15 protein-coding genes are annotated in these 17,074 nt (G+C 55.8%); 9 read left to right on the forward strand and 6 right to left on the reverse strand.

Going from position 1 to position 17,074, the window contains the following annotated elements; genetic code table 11:
- The first annotated feature begins 32 nt into the window (after nt 1-32).
- Nucleotides 33-956, forward strand: coding sequence for a glycosyltransferase family 2 protein (locus HY788_03910; protein MBI4773318.1), 924 nt, complete (start codon nt 33-35; stop codon nt 954-956).
- Nucleotides 957-986: 30 nt separating this feature from the next.
- Complete coding sequence (locus HY788_03915) at nt 987-1,964, forward strand: glycosyltransferase family 2 protein (GenBank protein MBI4773319.1); 978 nt, start codon at nt 987-989, stop codon at nt 1,962-1,964.
- 188 nt (nt 1,965-2,152) lie between these two features.
- Here the strand turns inward: HY788_03915 and HY788_03920 are convergent, their stop codons facing one another.
- The gene (locus tag HY788_03920; protein MBI4773320.1) at nt 2,153-5,812 is read right to left on the reverse strand and encodes a phosphoenolpyruvate synthase; all 3,660 of its coding nucleotides are present in this window, start codon (nt 5,810-5,812) and stop codon (nt 2,153-2,155) included.
- Nucleotides 5,813-6,090: 278 nt separating this feature from the next.
- Between HY788_03920 and HY788_03925 the strand changes: the two genes are divergently transcribed.
- From HY788_03925 to HY788_03950, 6 genes are all read left to right on the forward strand, one after another.
- Complete coding sequence (locus tag HY788_03925; GenBank protein MBI4773321.1) at nt 6,091-6,600, forward strand: rhodanese-like domain-containing protein; 510 nt, start codon at nt 6,091-6,093, stop codon at nt 6,598-6,600.
- 93 nt (nt 6,601-6,693) lie between these two features.
- A complete protein-coding gene (locus tag HY788_03930; protein MBI4773322.1) occupies nt 6,694-7,158 on the forward strand; it encodes a DoxX family membrane protein in 465 nt (154 codons plus the stop codon).
- A gap of 302 nt (nt 7,159-7,460) precedes the next feature.
- Entirely contained in the window at nt 7,461-9,632 is a 2,172-nt protein-coding gene (nrdD, locus tag HY788_03935) for an anaerobic ribonucleoside-triphosphate reductase (protein MBI4773323.1), read from the forward strand.
- Nucleotides 9,633-9,644: 12 nt separating this feature from the next.
- Nucleotides 9,645-9,929, forward strand: a complete 285-nt coding sequence (locus HY788_03940; protein ID MBI4773324.1) for a hypothetical protein — start codon at nt 9,645-9,647, stop codon at nt 9,927-9,929.
- Nucleotides 9,922-10,647: an anaerobic ribonucleoside-triphosphate reductase activating protein gene (locus tag HY788_03945; GenBank protein MBI4773325.1), complete on the forward strand. Its 726-nt coding sequence runs from the start codon at nt 9,922-9,924 to the stop codon at nt 10,645-10,647. Before HY788_03940 ends, HY788_03945 begins: the two co-directional genes overlap by 8 nt.
- Nucleotides 10,648-10,754: 107 nt before the next feature.
- Nucleotides 10,755-11,288, forward strand: a complete 534-nt coding sequence (locus HY788_03950) for a MoaD/ThiS family protein (protein MBI4773326.1) — start codon at nt 10,755-10,757, stop codon at nt 11,286-11,288.
- Between the two features lie 50 nt (nt 11,289-11,338).
- Here the strand turns inward: HY788_03950 and HY788_03955 are convergent, their stop codons facing one another.
- On the reverse strand, nt 11,339-12,364 hold the full coding sequence (locus tag HY788_03955; protein MBI4773327.1) for a hypothetical protein: 1,026 nt from the start codon (nt 12,362-12,364) through the stop codon (nt 11,339-11,341).
- Nucleotides 12,365-12,773: 409 nt separating this feature from the next.
- Here HY788_03955 and HY788_03960 point away from each other — a divergent pair, with 409 nt between their 5' ends.
- A complete protein-coding gene (locus tag HY788_03960; protein ID MBI4773328.1) occupies nt 12,774-13,595 on the forward strand; it encodes a hypothetical protein in 822 nt (273 codons plus the stop codon).
- Nucleotides 13,596-13,778: 183 nt separating this feature from the next.
- On the opposite strand, the gene HY788_03965 is transcribed toward HY788_03960, so the two are convergent.
- The 4 genes from HY788_03965 to HY788_03980 form a co-directional block, all read right to left on the reverse strand.
- Nucleotides 13,779-14,495 (reverse strand): rRNA pseudouridine synthase, encoded by a 717-nt coding sequence (locus HY788_03965; GenBank protein ID MBI4773329.1) that lies wholly within the window; start codon nt 14,493-14,495, stop codon nt 13,779-13,781.
- A complete protein-coding gene (gene scpB, locus HY788_03970; GenBank protein ID MBI4773330.1) occupies nt 14,473-15,030 on the reverse strand; it encodes an SMC-Scp complex subunit ScpB in 558 nt (185 codons plus the stop codon). Before scpB ends, HY788_03965 begins: the two co-directional genes overlap by 23 nt.
- Nucleotides 15,023-15,787 (reverse strand): segregation/condensation protein A, encoded by a 765-nt coding sequence (locus tag HY788_03975; GenBank protein ID MBI4773331.1) that lies wholly within the window; start codon nt 15,785-15,787, stop codon nt 15,023-15,025. The genes scpB and HY788_03975 overlap by 8 nt, the downstream gene beginning before the upstream one ends.
- Before the next feature lie 281 nt (nt 15,788-16,068).
- A partial coding sequence (locus HY788_03980) for a CCA tRNA nucleotidyltransferase (GenBank protein ID MBI4773332.1) occupies nt 16,069-17,074 on the reverse strand: 1,006 nt, incomplete at its 5' end.

Consider the following 17,074-nt stretch of genomic DNA (forward strand, 5'->3'; position numbering starts at 1 on the left):
ATAACGACTCTCGTTCCAGCCGGGAACGAGCCATGGAAGACACGAACCGGTTCAGCCGGAAGGCCCTCAGCGACGCCTTGGAACGACGGAATCTGCGCGGTGATGTGGGGTTCGGAGCGTTCTTTAATTTTTTCAGAGTAAAATTTGACATCGGGGGCCGGCCCAAGGTCTCCATCATCATCCCGACTCGAGATCAACTGCCTTTGTTGGACAAACTCCTCACGTCACTGAGGGAAAAAAGTTCCTGGCCCAATTACGAGATTATCGTAGTGGACAATCAGAGCGGCCCCAAGACACGCGCCTATCTGAAACACTCGAGCGTAAAGACCCTGAGGGCGCCCTATCCTTTCAATTTCTCGTTGATGATGAACCAGGGAGCAGAAGCAGCCGGAGGAGAATACTTGCTTTTTCTCAATAACGACATGGAGATCATCGAATCGGAATGGCTCGAAGCTCTTCTCCAGTATGCCCAGTTGAGAGGCGTCGGAGCCGTGGGAGCAAAACTGATCTACCCTGATATCACCATCCAACACGCCGGTGTGGTCCTCGGGCTCAGCCACAACACCGTAGCGGGTCATATATTTCAGGGGCTGCATAGCGCCAGCCCGGGATATCAGGGCTGGATCAACACCGTTCGAAATGTCAGCGCCGTAACCGCCGCCTGTATGATGACCCCCAGGGAACTATTCCGGGACATGGGCGGTTTCGAGCCCAAACTGGGCGTTGCTTTTCAGGACGTGGACTATTGCCTCCGTTTGGTGGAAAACGGTTACCGGATCGTATACACGCCTTATTCCTGTTTAATCCATTACGAATCGGTCACCCGGGGTCGGGCGCCGGACCGGGGGGAAGAGGTCCGATACATGCACGAACGCTGGGGACGCCTTATCGCCGATGACCCCTGCTACAACCCCAACCTGACCCTCATACGCCCGGATGCTACGCTGAGGAACTAATCGCCGCATGCCCGAAGGACGCCCGTAAATATGGTCGAGCCGCCCGAAGTCAGCATCGTCGTACCGAACTTCAACGGACGGACGGTGCTCCCGCATTGTTTGGACAGTTTGGAGAAGCAGACCTGCCGTTCCTTCGAGACCATTGTTGTGGATAACGGTTCCTGGGACGGAAGCGTTCCCTACCTGCAAAACAGACCCGGTCTCCGGCTGCTGGCCCTGCCGAGCAATCGTGGCTTCGCCGGCGGTTGTAACGCGGGTATTCGGGAATCCAGAGGCCGCTTTATCGCGCTGTTGAATAACGACGCCGAGGCTGCGCCCGACTGGCTGGAAAAGCTTCTTGACGCGGCCGGAGATCATCCCGGGGCGGACTCGTTTGCGTCCATGATTCTCCGCCGGAACGAAGGCGACACCATCGACAGCGCCGGAGACGTGTACACCATCGCGGGCTCCGCCAAGAAACGGGGGGAGCGTCAACCCCGTAGCTCGATCTTCTCCCGCCGCCGGGTCGTATTCGGCGCCAGCGCATGCGCCGGATTTTATCGCCGCCGGTACTTCGACGTTGCCGGCTGCTTCGACGAGGATTTCTTCTGCTACTTCGAGGACGTGGACCTCTGCTTCAGGGCCGTGCTGTACGGCTTGACCTGCCTCTTTGTTCCCGACGCGGTAGTGTACCACCGGGTGAGCGCCACCAAGGGCGAGAAATCACCTTTCGTCACCTACCACAACAGCCGGAACCTCGAGTGGGTGTACCTGAAAAACATGCCCGGTCGTCTGATGCTGAAATACCTGCTGCCGACCGTGACGTTGCGCTTGATGGCATGGGCGTATTGGCAGAAGCGGAGACAGGGCCGCACGTTCCTAAAAGCCAAATGGGATGCGTATCGCGCTCTCGGCTCCGTCTGGATCAAGCGAAAACAGATCCAATCCAAGCGGGTTCGAACGCCTTCCCAGGTGGACCGCCTGCTGGAAAAACACTGGATCCGGGCTCACCTTCAAGGGCGGAGATAAGCTTGCGATAGGCGGTTACGGCACCCTGAGATCTCAGTCCGATGTGGCGGATTTCAAGTACGGCGCCTCGAAAAACAACGAAGGGGAACCGCTAGTGCGGCTCCCCCTTTATGCCTTTTGTCCATCGAACAATCTCGGGGCTACGGTCGCCGGAGTTTCGTACTATTGCTCCAGCAGGCTCTCACCGCTCAAACGGCCGTGGCCACGGAATCCGTCTTTTCGCCCGCTTCCTCTTTCTTGGCGGACTGCACTGCCACAGGTTTTGCCTTAGCCGAAGCCTTTGCTCTCCGGTGCTCCTCGAATGCCTCGTAACTGTCGAATCCGCCCTGCCTCAGGGCGTCGAGCACGGTCCGGTCCCAGTCCCACGTAGCGTAGACGTACATCTTATCCCGGCTCGAAAGTGCTTCGTATTCCTTTCGGAGTTCGGCCCGCGCCTCCAAGTCCTTGGTGTCCTTTATCTTCCTCAACAGGTCGTTTTGATCCTGAAGATGCAGGTCGTACAGTTCCTGAGCCGATTTCCGTCGAACCTGCTTTTCATCGGCCCCCTGTTCAATGAGAAATTCGATGACCCGATTCAACATACGGTCTTTGATCCACGATCCAAGCTTTTGGATCGGTATCCGCTCGGACTCGGTTTTCGAAACGTCGCGCTTGGTTTGGGCGTACGTGTCGGGTACCACACTTGCGGAGGTGATGCCCGCTATGGCGACCACGCCCCGAATCACCTCCGAGTTGGCCACGCCCTGTCCGCAAAATCCCACTTTCTTCGAGTACTTGTGCCCGGAAAAGATGGTGGCCAGGATCGCCCAGACGACCGCCGGATCCTCCTCGTCGTATACATGCTGCAGGTTGGCGTTGTCCCTGTCCACACCCAGCACGAGCTGCGTCATGTCGTTCGATCCGATGGAAAACCCGTCCACGTCGTTGATAAACTCCTTGCAGAGAATCGCGTTGGCGGGAATCTCGGACATGAGGATCACTTTCAGACCGTCCTGTCCGCTTTTGAGATTGTGGACCTTGTCCATATAGTGAATCACGTGTCTCGTCTGTGACACCGTTCGGGCAAAAGGAAACATGATGTGCAGATTTCTCGCGCCGAAAATGCTGCGAGCCGTTTTGAAAGCCTCGAACTCCCAATCGTGAACGCCCCGGCCCACGCCTCTGTACCCGATCATGGGATTGTCTTCATGAAACTCGAACAGGCTGCCACCCAGCAGGTTCCGGTATTCGTTGGTCTTATAATCGGTCGTGCGGTAGATAATGTCCCGCCCCTGGAAGCACAAAGAGAACAGGGAAAGCTGCTGCGCGAGCTTCTGCACGTAGAGTTCCTTGCCGCTCTTGTAACCCCGAGTGAAAATCAGACTGCCGATCTCCGCTTCCAGACTCTCGAGTTGCTCGATTTCCGCTTTGAGCCCCGATTTCAGCGCAACATCCTCACGCACGTCTTTGATTCGATCGATGGTCCTCTTCAGCTCGGGCGAGTTCGATAAATGCTCCGTCAACTCGTCCAGATTCCGGTTCAGTCGCTGGATCGTCTCTTCCGCGTCCGGTCGCCGGCTTTGCCCCAAGTTCGTGATTTCGTCACGAACGCCGGTAACCAGTGCAATATGTTCACGCAAATCCGGAGTAATTCTCAGGATACTGTAATGACGGGAAGCCTCTTCCACGCGTCGTTCCAGCAGTTCGTACACCTTGGCGGTGGAACCTTTGGGCACGGGCGGAAAATGGTATTCGAAGAAGAATTCACGATCCATTTCGAGCATCTCATCGAGCACGTCATGGATAATGGCCACGTGCCTTCGAAGATCCAACGTAATGGATATGTGGCCCTGCTTCAGCAGCTCGAGCATGTGATCGTCCAGCTTGTGCTTGAGATGCGCCAGCCGCTCCTTAATTTTGGGTTTGAGTTCGCCCAGGTCGTACGCTTCCAGTGCGGCCGGATGGGCCCCGACATTACCCAGCATGAACTCGGCGCGGAGCAGTCCCACCTCGAAACCCGGGATCTCTCGCAAGCGGGAGAGAATCATGGCTTGACCCACATCGGCCAGGATAAGTCCGATGCCTGCCGAGGTGGGAGGAATTTCCTTAACGTCGATGTCGTCTCCGAATTCCTCCAAACTCAGAATGCCGTCGTAGATGAGCCCCCTGGAGCCGTCGACGGTAACCGCCCTCCCGTCCAACGACCGCAATGCTTCGCTTTTCTTGATTCCGATGACCGCCGGAATGCCCAATTCCCTCGAGGTAATGGCCGCATGGGAGGTATCGCCTCCTGCGGCAGCCAATATGGCCGAGGCAATCCGCATACCGGGAACCATGTCGGGATCCGTGCGTTCCGCCGCCAAGACATCGCCGGGATTGATCTTGTTCAACTCCAGCGCACTGCTCAAGAAGCGGACCGTGCCCGCGCCCGCGCCCCGGCTGGCTCCGTTACCTTCCAGAATGACCCGGGCGAATTGAAGCTCCGACGCTTCGACTTCCATGCGCCGCATGTGGATGATGTCCGGTTTGGTGGAATACAGTTCGTTCCATCGGGTTTCCGGTCGCGCCTGTACGAACCAAAGCCTTCCCATGTGGTCGATCACGAATTCCGTGTCCATGATAATGCCATCATAGGCGTCCCGGATCAGCCGCACTCCCCTGGCGATGGCTTCAGCCTGATCCACGGTCAGACACCATTCGTAGACCTTCCGTTCCGGAACATCCATTAACACGGTGCCGTTTTGCGCGGCGTCGTAAGCATACTGCTTGTTCTTGTATCCCATGGTCTTCAGGATGACTTCACGCTCGTCATCCCGTTCAAACACCACATATTTATCCGGCGTAACGATACCGCCGACAATGGCTTCCCCGATTCCCCAGCTTGCGTCTATGCTGACGAGCGTCTTTCTAAGACCGCCCTGGAATCCCGTGGCCGTATCCGCGCTGAACGCCGTTCCGGCAATGACCGGATCCACCATGCGCATCAGGCACACGGACAGGGACGTATTCCGGATCCCCCATTCTTTTCGGGCTTTTTCGGCTATGGACGCGTCCCCTTTTGCTTCGGCCTCGCGAATGGCGTCCAGGATCGACTCTCTCCGGTAGGACAGGGAGCGGAAGTTGTAGGCGGAAGAACAGTCCCACTGATAGGCCTGAATGGCCGCGTCCTCGGTGCGGATGTTCAGATACGTGTCCTGTAGTCCCGCGAAAGCCTTTCTTCTCGAATCCTCGCCGGCCGCGGAACTCCGAACCGCGATGTTCAGATCCGTTACACCCGCCTCCTTGGTCATTTCCCGATGCGCCTGGCGTATGGCTTTCTCGATTTCGTTCGGGACATCCACCGACAGTATGGCGACCTGAACCAGCATGGATCGCTTTCGAAGCGCATCCACGTCTTCGTGCGAAGTCGTAAAGGCTTCCAGTATGATGTCCACAAACGAACGCAGGGTGATGGTCTTTGCACTCCGGGCAGGATCTTTTCGAACATGGTCGGCCACGGCCCGAACAAAGGTGCGCAGGGATTCCGGATCCTCGGTGACTTCCTCGCTCGACCAGTCTATCCTCTTAAACTCCCGGTCGACCAGTCTGCGCACCAACTCCGCGTTCACGTTGGATTGATCCAGAAGCATATGAAAGGCCCTGGACGACACCGCTCGGAAAGAAGGAACGCGAATGCCCTTGATCTGGCTCAGGATCGCCATGTTGTAGTTCTTGCCGCCGACCAGCAGTTCCCCCTTGACACCCAACGCAATGATGTCCTGGTAGGTCAAGATCAGTTTCTGCTCCGAGGATGTTTCTCTTGTTGCCCCCATCCATTCCTCCTTTTCGAGCCTGCACTTTTCCGAAAGTCGTTCTAAAATCCTGCACATAAACGTAGCGGAAAAGTTAGAAAAGTGTCAACGCTTTAATCATCGGGCCGACGGGATTGCAAAGCTACCGGCGGATGGATTAAACTATCTTTTCCGGCAACGTTCTGTGGGTACTGAATCGACCCGTGGTCCATCGAGGAGACCGGTGCTCCGCACGCCATTGGCGGACAGTCGATGGAACGCTTTACAGGATCGGTTCGTGTTCTTCGGATGCAAACGACAATGGCAAGTTCACCCTTTTCGGGCTTTCCGGCTTCGCGCCTCTTGAACGAGCCTTGATGATGCAGAGCGATACAAGATCCTGGTTACAACGCCAATTCAAAGGCCTGCTTTTGGTTGTAACGGCCAGTATCATATTAGCGGCAGGCTTCAATACCTTTCGCAGCGACGGCATCCCTTGGTTCGAGGACTGGAACGCACGGATGCGCAGTCGAACCCTGCCGGAGGGAATCTCCGGCATCTCGTCCGAAGAGGCCCGAAACCTGTTCCAATCAGGAACCGCGCTGTTCCTCGACGCCCGCGACCCGGAGGGGTTTGTCGAAGGACACATCAGAGGGGCTTTGAATCTGCCCATCAACCAATTCGGAACCGCTTTCCCGAATTTGGCGGATCGCCTCTCGCAAGCGGCACTGATCGTTACCTACTGCAGCGACGTTACCTGCGACATGAGTGATGAACTCGCTCAGAGCCTGCTACTGAACGGCTATTCAAACGTGATGGTGTACCTGGGAGGGGTCCGGGAATGGGAAGAAATGGGCCAACCTCTTGAAACCGGCTCCGTTGATTAGACCGGCATAGGGCCACCCGGAAAGCAACGGATATGGAGCTTCCGGAATCCGATTCATGAGGCGCCCCATCATCGATATGGAGGGGAACCGAAGTTGAAGACAACGGCGAGTGACCGTTGGATGGAATGGACCTGGCGATTGCTGCGCCTTGGACTGGGAAGCGTTTTTATCTACGCCGCCATCGACAAGATCCGCCATCCCGACATGTTCTCCCAGGTTGTTTACAACTATAAGCTCCTGCCGGACATCGCGGTGAATCTTTTTGCCCTGGTGCTTCCCTGGGTCGAAGCGGTGGTCGGGCTTTTTCTCATCCTGGGCCTTTATGAATGGATTTCGTTGACCCTTTTCAACGGCCTGCTTATCATCTTCATGGGGGCCCTCGGCCTGAGCCTCATCCGCGGTTTGGATATCAGCTGCGGTTGCTTTTCCTCGGACCCGACCGGCGAAAAGGTGTCTTGGTTCACCCTTTTTCGGGATTCCCTCGTACTGATTCCGGGTCTGTCCGCCTATCTCCTGCTGGTCCGGTTGAGGCGGCCGCCTTTCTTCAAAAGAGGCTGAACTCATTCGACTTACCCCCCCATCCCTAAGACAGAGCTTCTCGTTATCACACGACGATCTACATCCGCGCCGGAGGTCGAGCACAACGGATGTCCGGTGTCCCCACCTTCTTTCACCCGATCCGACGGACATTCGAGACGTTCCGTTGAGTATGGATTGCTGGTGGTGAACCATCCCCTCGCCGCATCCTCTCTCGCCTTTTTGCTTCGAATCGGTCCCCTTTTCTGACCCTAAGATTTTTTCTTGACACACAACATATGGTGCTCTATGATCCAAACTACACAACAAGTAGGGGGATTGAAATGAGTAACATCCTTGAGTTCGTCCCGAAAAACGAGCGGCTTCAGGACGCATCCGAGACTACGGATATGGCCCTTTTCGTTCGGACTTCGAGCGAGGACATCGAGGGCTGGAACCGCCGGAAGATCACCGAGGCGCTCATTCGCGAAACCTTTGTGGATGCGGATACGGCTGCCGGTATCAGCGAATCCGTCGAGGAACGGATACAGCAGTCCGGGATTAAAGTGATCACAGCCCCGCTGATACGCGAACTCGTAAACTCACGCCTGATCGAACTCGGGCTGGAAAACGCGCGCAAGCTGCATACCCGACTGGGCGTGCCCCTCTACGACGTGGACCAGATGATTCTCCGCCCGAATAAGGAGAACGCCAATGTACCGCATGGGCCGGAAGCCACAAATCTGACCCTGGCTGAAGGCATCAAGAAGGAATACGCGCTGCTGACCGTATTTGACCAGGACGTGGCGGACGCCCACATGAGGGGAGATATTCACCTTCACGACTTGGGGTTCATCGATCGTCCCTACTGCTCCGGACAATCGCTGGAATATCTGAAGCGGTTCGGACTGAACTTGCCGAATTCCCTGGCTATGGCCAAACCGGCCAAACACGCCGAAGTACTGCTGGCTCATATGGTCAAGTTTGCCGCGGCGCTTCAAAGCCACTTTGCCGGAGCCATCGGGTGGGACGCGATCAACCTGTTTTTCGCCCCTTATCTGGAAGAACTCGACGACCGGCAGATCAAGCAGCTCGCTCAGATGCTGGTGTTCGAGTTTTCTCAGCAGGCCGTGGCGAGGGGGGGCCAGGCCATCTTTACGGATATCAATCTGTATTGGGAGGTCCCCAAACATTTCGAGGACGTGCCCGCCATCGGCCCGAAAGGTCAATACACGGGGAAAACCTATGCGGATTATATCGAACTCTCCCAGAAATTTGTCTGGCTTCTGTTTGAGGTATTCTTGGAAGGCGACGGATCCGGCCGGCCGTTTTTCTTTCCCAAACCGCTTGTGCACATCACGGAAAAATTCTTCAGCACACCGGGGCACATGGATTTCCTGCATCATATCTGTCGTGTAGCCGCTGAAAAAGGGAACACGTACTTTGTGTTCGATCGGGGAGAAACTGCCAAGATCTCGGAATGCTGCCGGCTTTCATTCAAGCTCGAACAATCGGACCTGGACGATGCCAGAGAACCCTGGAAGATGCGCTATTCGGCGCTGCAAAACGTGACGTTGAACCTTCCGAGGATCGCATACGAAGCCGAGGGAAATGATGCCAGGCTGTTCGATCTGATCACCGAACGCATTCAACTCGCTGCAAGGGCCCACCGTGAAAAGAAGGACTTCATTCAGAAGCTGATGGACCTGGGTAAGAGCGGCCCGCTCGCATTGCTGAACATGGACCCTGACGGAAGTCCCTACCTTCGCATGCATCGATGCACCTTTCTCGTAGGCATGGTCGGATTGAATGAACTCGTTCAATTCCACCTGGGACAAGAATTGCACGAGTCTGAAGAGGCCATGAAGTTCGGATTGAAAGTGATCGCCCATATGAAACTCACGGCGGATCGCCTGGCCGAAAAGCACGACATGCGCTTTGTGCTCGAGCAGACGCCGGCGGAGAGCACGGCCTACCGTTTCGCCAAGTTGGATATGAAGCACTTCAACGGCCAGGCGAACCAGGTGGTCAAAGGGGACCATCGAAGAGGGGAGATTTATTATTCCAACTCGACCCTGTTCAACGTCGGGGCTCCGATGAATCCCATAGAACGCGTCAAATTCGAAGGATTGTTTCATCCGCTTATCGAGGCCGGCGCGCTGACGCACATTTGGCTGGGCGAAACACAGCCTTCGCCTGAATCGCTGGCGAATTTCATCATCAAAACCTTTCGGAACACCAAAAACGACCAGATCGCGTTTTCACCGGAGTTCACCACCTGCCTCGAGTGCGGGCGCACATCGCGGGGCCTTTCCGAAACCTGCCCATATTGCGGCTCGAGCCGAGTGGAAGGCATTACCCGAATCACCGGGTATTTCACCCGTCTAACCAGTTGGAATAAGGGAAAACTGGGCGAACTCAAAGACCGTTATAGGAACCGTTTATTCCAAAACAGCTCGAACGCGCCGGGAGAAACATTCCTGAAATGGACTCCCAAAACCGGTTTTAAGGCATAGCTGGAGGCATCGATGACCCTTTTCACGAAAGACCTGTGCAGCAAGTGCGACTACATCAAGACCAAATTCGACCTTTCCGAATTGGGTATTGCCGTGGAGCGGATCAGTCCTGATAACTCGGATGTTCTTGCCCACCTGGCCTGGCACGAACTGGTGGAAACCGCGCAGAAAGAGCTTCCCATCCTGGTGCTGGACGATTGTTCTTCCATTGCCGGAGCCACGCGCATCAGTAGATACTTGAAAGAACACGGCGCCACTCCCGTCGGCGTCGTGGGAATCTCCAACACCCGTGCGTGAAAGCCTCCCCTTGCGCCGGGATAGAGGCTTCGATGTCAAAGGATTCATCGAGACCTCTTTTCTGGATTGGCCCGGCTACGTCAGTTCGGTGCTTTTTTTGGGCGGCTGTAACCTTCGGTGCCCGTATTGCCACAACCACGCCCTGGTGACCCGCCCGGGCGAATTGCCCAGCCTCGACCTGGACGAGATATTGAGTCGTATGATCCGGTTTCAGGGTTGGATAGACGGAATCACCATCACCGGAGGCGAACCTACGTTGCATGCCGGACTATCTCGGCTCATCTCGGAATTCAAGGAAAAAGGCTTTCGCGTCAAACTGGATACCAACGGCACAAAGCCGGACGTACTCGAGAAGTTGATTAAAGCTCGACTGGTGGACGCGATCTCTATGGATGTAAAAGGTCCCCTCGACTCGGCTCAGTACAGCCGGTGCGTGGGAATCGAGATGGATGTGGATGTCATCGAACGTTCCCTGGATCTCATTACGGGCAGCAATATCGAATATGAACTCCGTACCACGGTAGTTCCAACGTTGCACGGGGAAAACGAGATCTTGAATATGGCCATGCGCCTGAAAGGGTGCCGCGGCTGGCGGTTGCAGAATTTCCGGGCTCAAGACGTTCTCGCTCCTCCTCTGCGTGAAGTAAAACCGTACAGCCCGGAGCGCATAGAGCATTTCAGAACTATTTCAAGACGCTGGGTGGCGCACGTTCATTAGAACTCCGTTGCCTTCGTGCATGAAACCGCCTTCCGTCGATGCCCGGCGATCGGGAAGGGCTTCTTTCATCGTCGCTTCCGGAACCGAGGCGAACAGAAGCGAATGCGATGATCGTTACCGTGCGTCTTTATGAGGAACTCAACGACGTTTTGCCCGTCGAGCAAAGGAAACGGGCATTCTCTCACGAGCTTCCTGAGGACTCGACCGTATCCGCTCTCCTGAACAGCCTCCGCATACCGGTGGAAAGGGTGGAACTGGCGCTGGTGAACGGCCGCTCGGTAAACCCATCCTGCTTACTTCAAGACAACGACTACGTCAGCCTCTTTCCCGTATTCGAGTCCATTGACATAGGGCCGCTGGTGCGCTTTCGTTCCTTTCCGCTAAGGTCGCCGAAATTTCTCACGGACCGAACGGCGGACGCCCTCGGTGAAAAACTGAGGCAGAAAGGGTATGACGTGCATCAGGAGGCGAATATGGATGATGCCGAACTCGCTGAAGTTGCCGACAGGGAGGGCCGGATTCTTCTCTCCGTCCGGATTGGATTGGGGCCGAGCGCCGGCGTGGCCCGTGCTTTGAGCGTACCTGATGGGGACCCCGAGGTCCAGTTGGCTCATCTCCTCGATCGCCTGAGCCTCGGGTAGTCCTGACCCACACTCGACAACGAAAAGGCTCCGGCTTGCCGGGGGGCGTATCAGAACCCGTCGTCCGGAAGCGTAACGAAAAAGGTTCTCACGCCGGCGGAGGTGTCGGTGGACGGCTGGTCTTCCAGTAGCAGCGGGTTCTCGTAAGAAAAGCAGCATCCGGCCCGAAGCTCCGGAACGCACTGATCGGGATAAAACACACCCACCTCGAAACGGATCCAGCCATTGTCCGTTTCGCAGTTTGAGATGGATTGGACACAGTCTACATTGCCCAGGCAGAACCGAATGTCATTTCCGAAAAGCTTCTCCGTGTAAAATGTGCATGAGCTTTCACAAGTAAAACGATCCGCCAGAGTGGTGCAAGAGGCATCCAACTTACCCGCCAGCGAGTCACATCCCAAAATGGCCAGTTGCAGAGTCTCTCCGGGAGATCGGTGCGTTCGGTTCGCCAGCCAGGTAGTCTGGGTCCGATCCGGCCGGAACATGCGCGCCAATACCTGATTCTCACTGACCAGCGAAAGGGTGAGACGGGCGCCAAGCCCGCCCAGGTCGCCGATATCCAAGCCGGCGTACAGTCCGGGATCCAGAAACACATAGCTGGAACTGAAGTCCTTCGAAACGATTACAATTTCGAATCCCGAAGTGTAGGTTTGGTACACTATGTTCACACTGTTGTCCGCAGGGGCGTACCAACCCTCGCCTGCCGGAGTTGTCCCGGATGTGTCCGCGGGAGCGGAGAACACGCGATCCATTTCCCAGCGGACAATCACGCCGTCCGGGGATTTCAGAGCAGCCTGGGATTTGGTCTCCGTTACGAAATTCCAGTCCAAATGATATCCGTTGCCGGCCAGATCCGGAACGCTCACCGCATTCACGTAATCGGTATCGTTAAAAAAATGCCATTTCGACAGATCCGACGTGAGTACAATCAAGGCCGAACGATCCGTGTATGTCTGAACGACAGCGTTCATCGTTCCGTCGTCGGATCTGTAAATCCCGTCATACGCCCCAAACACCGGAGTGCCCAGCAGAAAACCCAGCAGCAGCATACCGCTCCACTTTGCTATAGCTCGCATATCCTCTCTCCCACTGAATTGAGTAAACACATAAATACGTATTATCAATACGCATTATCGTAAAAATGTTCCTCGCCTGCAATACCAATCGCAAACCATGCGACATATTACTGCTCGCGGGCGCACGGCCCTTTCGGGGGATTCCGTACCCCTGTCGGCGTGAAAGGTGTTTCCCGTTCGAGCCGACGGCCATCGGATTCCATGCAGCGAGGCGTTCAGTCGTAGAACTCGTGTCCCCGGAAGCCTCCGGTTTCCACGGGGTACCTGCATGAGCCGGCGACCATCCTCCGCTGCACCCGGACCGATCATGGGGCACGGTTTTTGCTTGAAACTCCCGTTGAGGCGCTGCCTTGACACTGGAGGCAAAAAGCGTCGAATCCTTTTACTACGGTATGAAAAGGATATGCCCATGGAAGTCGACGACCTCCGCGAGGACAAAAAAAGCCAGGTAAAGACCGAGAAGGTCTACCAAAAGGGGAAAGGAATCACAGAGAAGGTGCTTTTCGACGACGGTTTCGATTGGGAGAGTTTTGACGACAAGGCGAAAGGAAAGGTCGCGCCGAATGAAAAATTGGCCGAACTGGACTTGATGGAGGTCGAGGATGACGAACTTTCCCCAAAAACGAAGCCTCCTTCAGAAGAGCCGCGCAAAGACCTCGACTCCTCACGCCCTCGCAGGGATTCCGATTCTCCGGCCCTGCACCGGCCGTCCAAGCGGCCGTCCAAGCGGCCGGTCCTGAATCTTGCCATATCCAGGGCCCGTCTCCGGCTTGCCGGAGGCATTCTATTGGCAGTCCTGTCACTCATCTTCGTCGTCACGTGGATGAAAATCTCATCATCCATCCGGGACCGAAACGGCGAACGGGCACACCGGGTCACCAGGGAAATCGGCACATCGGTGCAGGAACTGGTACCCCTGAAGCCCTTCATGGTGCCTGTATCCAAGGATAATGTAAACGCCATCTCGTGGGTTTCACCAACGCTGGTGGTGCAATCCTACGGAGCGTATGTCATCAAAGCGCAAATCGAAGCTATTCGAGGAGAGATCTTTAATGTGTTGAAAACACCCCAACCGGACGGCGGGGCATTGAATGGAAACAAGCTGGCAAAACAGATAGAAAGGCGCATCAACCAGTATCTGGGTATCAATTTGGTTGAGAGGGTACAGATTGTAATCAAGGATCCGATCATTACCGACCATAAAGCGACCGGACTTGCGGACTATTCATAGGGAGGGGGTATTCGACATGAAAAAGCCGCCGGAGGTCGAAAAGAAGTTTCCTGCCGGTCCTGATTTGCGGTCCCTCGGAGAATCAACGGCGATGTCCTCTACCCCACGGGACCCCTGAAACCCGGTTTCCCGGGCGACCCCTTCGGAGCCGTCCTTATGCCAAAACCGTTACTCCGCTCAGCGCTAGGCACGAAGCAGGCGGCGAATCTCATCGGGCTTTAGAGCTCGAAAGGCCCCTGGACGAAGGCTCCCCAGCTTCAGCCCGCCTATAGCCACTCGTTTCAACCGAATCACATGAAGCCCGACCTCGGCGCACATGCGTCGCACCTGTCGTTTCTTGCCTTCGGCAATCCGGACGCTGATCCATGCCTCCCGGGGGCTCTGGCGGAGTAGTTTCACCTCTATCGCTTTTGCCACACCGTGTTCCAGGAGAATTCCCTGGGTCAAGCGGTCGAGCTGTTCCGTTCCTTTGAGCCCATGCACCAGGACTTCGTAGGTTTTCAGAACCCCATGCCGCGGGTGCTGAATTCGCATGGACAGATCCCCGTCATCCGTCATGATGAGCAGCCCCTCGCTGTCTTCGTCCAGTCGACCCACGGGAAATAAACGGCGCGGCAAGTGGGCCACCAGATCCGCCACGGTGGAACGGCCTTGAGGATCATGCATCGTGGTAACCACTCCCCTGGGTTTATTGAGCATGAGCACCACGCGCCTCGTGGCCGAGGGAACAGGCTTCCCATCCAGGCAGATGGCGTCCGTGCGCGGATCCGCCTTGCTTCCGGGAAGTGTTACGATCCTCCCGTTTACCGTAACCCGACCCTGAAGGATGAACATTTCCGACTTTCGCCTCGAAGCGCACCCCGAGCGGGCCAGAATTTTATGAATCCTTTCTAGCGCCATCGACGCTTTCTCCAGTCCATTGGAAGAACTCCTCCAGTGTCGGAAGGGCCGACAGATCCATGAGGTCAAACAGCTCCAGGAACTTCCGACTGGTGCCGTAAATAATAGGTCTACCCGGCAGATTTTTCCTCCCCACAATGCGGATCAAGCCTTTCTCTATGAGCAGACGGAGAATTCCGCCGACTTCCACTCCCCGCAAGCGCTCGATCTCCGCTTTCAAGACAGGTTGTTTGTAAGCGACTATGGCGAGCGTTTCCATGGCCGGCGCGCTCAAACGGGTCGGCTGGAACTGCCGCAATCTTTTGACGTAATCCTTGAACTCCGGACGACTGCGTATCTGAAAACCGCCCGCTACTTCTCGCAACTCGATACCGCGATGGTCCTGGGCGAAGTCCTCGATCAAGGCTTGGATAGCGCCGCTGATAGCCTCCGCTCCTGCACCGGGAATGATTTCGCGCAGGCGTTTGACCGGAAGCGGAGTCTCGGAGAGAAACAACAGACACTCGATAATGGCCTTGAGATTGTTTTCAGGCATCCGGGCTCTTCCCGCTTCGTTGGGGCGCCAGAAACACGCGTATGACGCCATCGGCCGTGTTCTGGAAGACTCTGACCATACCTACCCGGATCAACTCCAACAACGCCAGGAAGGTGACGATCAGTTCTCCGCGGCCAACGCTCGAAAACAGTTCAGTAAACAGCAAGCCTTTGACCGCGCGAAGGCGTTCCAGAACATCCGCCATCTTGTCTTCCAGTGCGTACTCATGCTGTTCCAGTTCGAGAATTTTGGCCCTCGAGGCGGACTCCACAACCCGTTTGAACGCGGAAAGAAGATCGAACAGAGACACGCTGATCAGTTCCTCTTCGGTTTCCTCATTCATTTCCTCGGCGACGAAATCCCTCGAGAACACGTCTCGAAACAGCAGATGTCGACCCTCGAGTTTGACCGCGGCATCCTTCAGCCGGGCGTATTCCAACAGCGGGCGCACGATGTCGAGACGGGGATCCTCCGCATCTTCTTCCTCGGGCCCTTCCGGAAGCAGTACCCGGGACTTTATATGGATGAGCGTGGACGCCACGGCCAGAAAATCCCCGGCCAGATCCAGATCGAGAATCTCGATCAGTTCGATATATCCCAGGAACTCTTCGGTGATCCGGGCAATGGGAATATCGTAAATATCCACTTCGTTCTTGCGGACCAGGAACAACAGCAAGTCCAAGGGACCTTCGAACTGGTCCAATTTGACCCTGTAGCCTTCGGATCCCGAGTATTTGGGGCCCTCGTTGCTTTCCACGACCCGAACCCTGTTTCAGCCGGACGGCATGGTCAAAACGAACTATCCTTGGGAGTACGCCAACGGATCCCGGTGAAGCCCATCAAGTCTGTTCTCACAAGCACGCATGGGTCTCCGCAAATCCACCACGCACCGTTCCGCCCCGTTTTCTCATCGCACCCGCAACACCGCTCCGCGTTTCGAGTCGTAGTCCGCCGCCGCTGAGCTACCCGTCGATTTTGCCGTAATCCCGGCCACGGAATCGTCCCGTTACAGGTTGGCATCCTTGCCAGGCGTCTTCTCTACTTGGAAAGTCGATGAGCGGGTTGCTCCGCCACCGGGAAGACACGCTCCAAGTACTCCAGTTCGTCTTCTCGGGTCAGCAGTTCATCGTTTAATTTCGCCATGAAAAGCGCGTTCAGGATCTTGCCGTAAAGTGGACCGGGAGGATATCCCAAGCGACGCAGATCCTTGCCTTGAGTAGCCAACTTCATGCCTTTGAGCCGGTTGAAGTAGGTAGAGACCGCTTTCTTCAGGCTCTCCCGTTTCGTTCTTGCCATAAGAAAGAGAAGACTCTCGACTCCCAGGGGCTTCAGTAATCGGTAGATTTCACCGCGAGTCGGCTCCCCCCGAAGAGGCATCCTTCGAGGGATGTCCTGGCCGTCGCTTTTCGCTTTCAAGAGTTCATTGAGCACGGTTTTGGGCACCTCGAAACGCTTCAGCAAGTTCTCAAACTCCACGAGGTTCAGGGGATCGGCAAGGGCCAGAAGATGCACTTTCCATTTTTCGTAACCGTTCTCCAGGTAGAGGAGGTCGTACCAGTTCAGCACCACATCCACACGAAGAAAGAGATCTTCCACTTCGCTGTTGAACGCCAGGCCCGGATGAAGGATCGGCAACAACTCGAATTCATTCATTCTGGCGATACAAAGTACCGGATGCTGCTCGCTGAGCATCAACTTGATTTCATTGAACAGCCTGCGCCCGCTCAACCCTTTGAACACGTCGATACGACGGGCGTTGTCGATCAGTTGCTGGGTCAGCTTCCCGATCTTGAAACCGAATCTCTTTTCAAATCGAATGGCGCGGAACACCCGCGTGGGATCTTCCACGAAGCTCAGACTGTGAAGCACCCGGATGGTCTTCTCCTTGATGTCCTTCTGAGCCCCGAAAAAATCGATAAGCGTACCGAAATGTCTGCTGTTGAGCTGGAGAGCGAGTGTGTTCACCGTGAAATCGCGGCGGTAGAGGTCCAGTTTGATGGAGCTCAACTCCACGATGGGAAGCGAGGCCGGTGATTCGTACACC

It is taken from the genome of Deltaproteobacteria bacterium (assembly GCA_016208165.1).
In the GTDB taxonomy this organism is placed as follows: Bacteria; Desulfobacterota; Desulfarculia; order JACQYL01; family JACQYL01; genus JACQYL01.

Excerpts from the sequence above, each read along its gene's own strand:
- HY788_03915 (MBI4773319.1), top strand. The coding sequence starts at position 987 with ATGGTCGAGCCGCCCGAAGTCAGCATCGTCGTACCGAACTTCAACGGA.
- HY788_03960 (MBI4773328.1), top strand. The coding sequence starts at position 12,774 with ATGGAAGTCGACGACCTCCGCGAGGACAAAAAAAGCCAGGTAAAGACC.
- scpB (MBI4773330.1), bottom strand. The coding sequence starts at position 15,030 with ATGCCTGAAAACAATCTCAAGGCCATTATCGAGTGTCTGTTGTTTCTC.
- HY788_03940 (MBI4773324.1), top strand. The coding sequence starts at position 9,645 with ATGACCCTTTTCACGAAAGACCTGTGCAGCAAGTGCGACTACATCAAG.
- HY788_03910 (MBI4773318.1), top strand. The coding sequence starts at position 33 with ATGGAAGACACGAACCGGTTCAGCCGGAAGGCCCTCAGCGACGCCTTG.
- HY788_03950 (MBI4773326.1), top strand. The coding sequence starts at position 10,755 with ATGATCGTTACCGTGCGTCTTTATGAGGAACTCAACGACGTTTTGCCC.
- HY788_03965 (MBI4773329.1), bottom strand. The coding sequence starts at position 14,495 with ATGGCGCTAGAAAGGATTCATAAAATTCTGGCCCGCTCGGGGTGCGCT.
- HY788_03955 (MBI4773327.1), bottom strand. The coding sequence starts at position 12,364 with ATGCGAGCTATAGCAAAGTGGAGCGGTATGCTGCTGCTGGGTTTTCTG.
- HY788_03925 (MBI4773321.1), top strand. The coding sequence starts at position 6,091 with ATGATGCAGAGCGATACAAGATCCTGGTTACAACGCCAATTCAAAGGC.
- nrdD (MBI4773323.1), top strand. The coding sequence starts at position 7,461 with ATGAGTAACATCCTTGAGTTCGTCCCGAAAAACGAGCGGCTTCAGGAC.
- HY788_03920 (MBI4773320.1), bottom strand. The coding sequence starts at position 5,812 with ATGTGCAGGATTTTAGAACGACTTTCGGAAAAGTGCAGGCTCGAAAAG.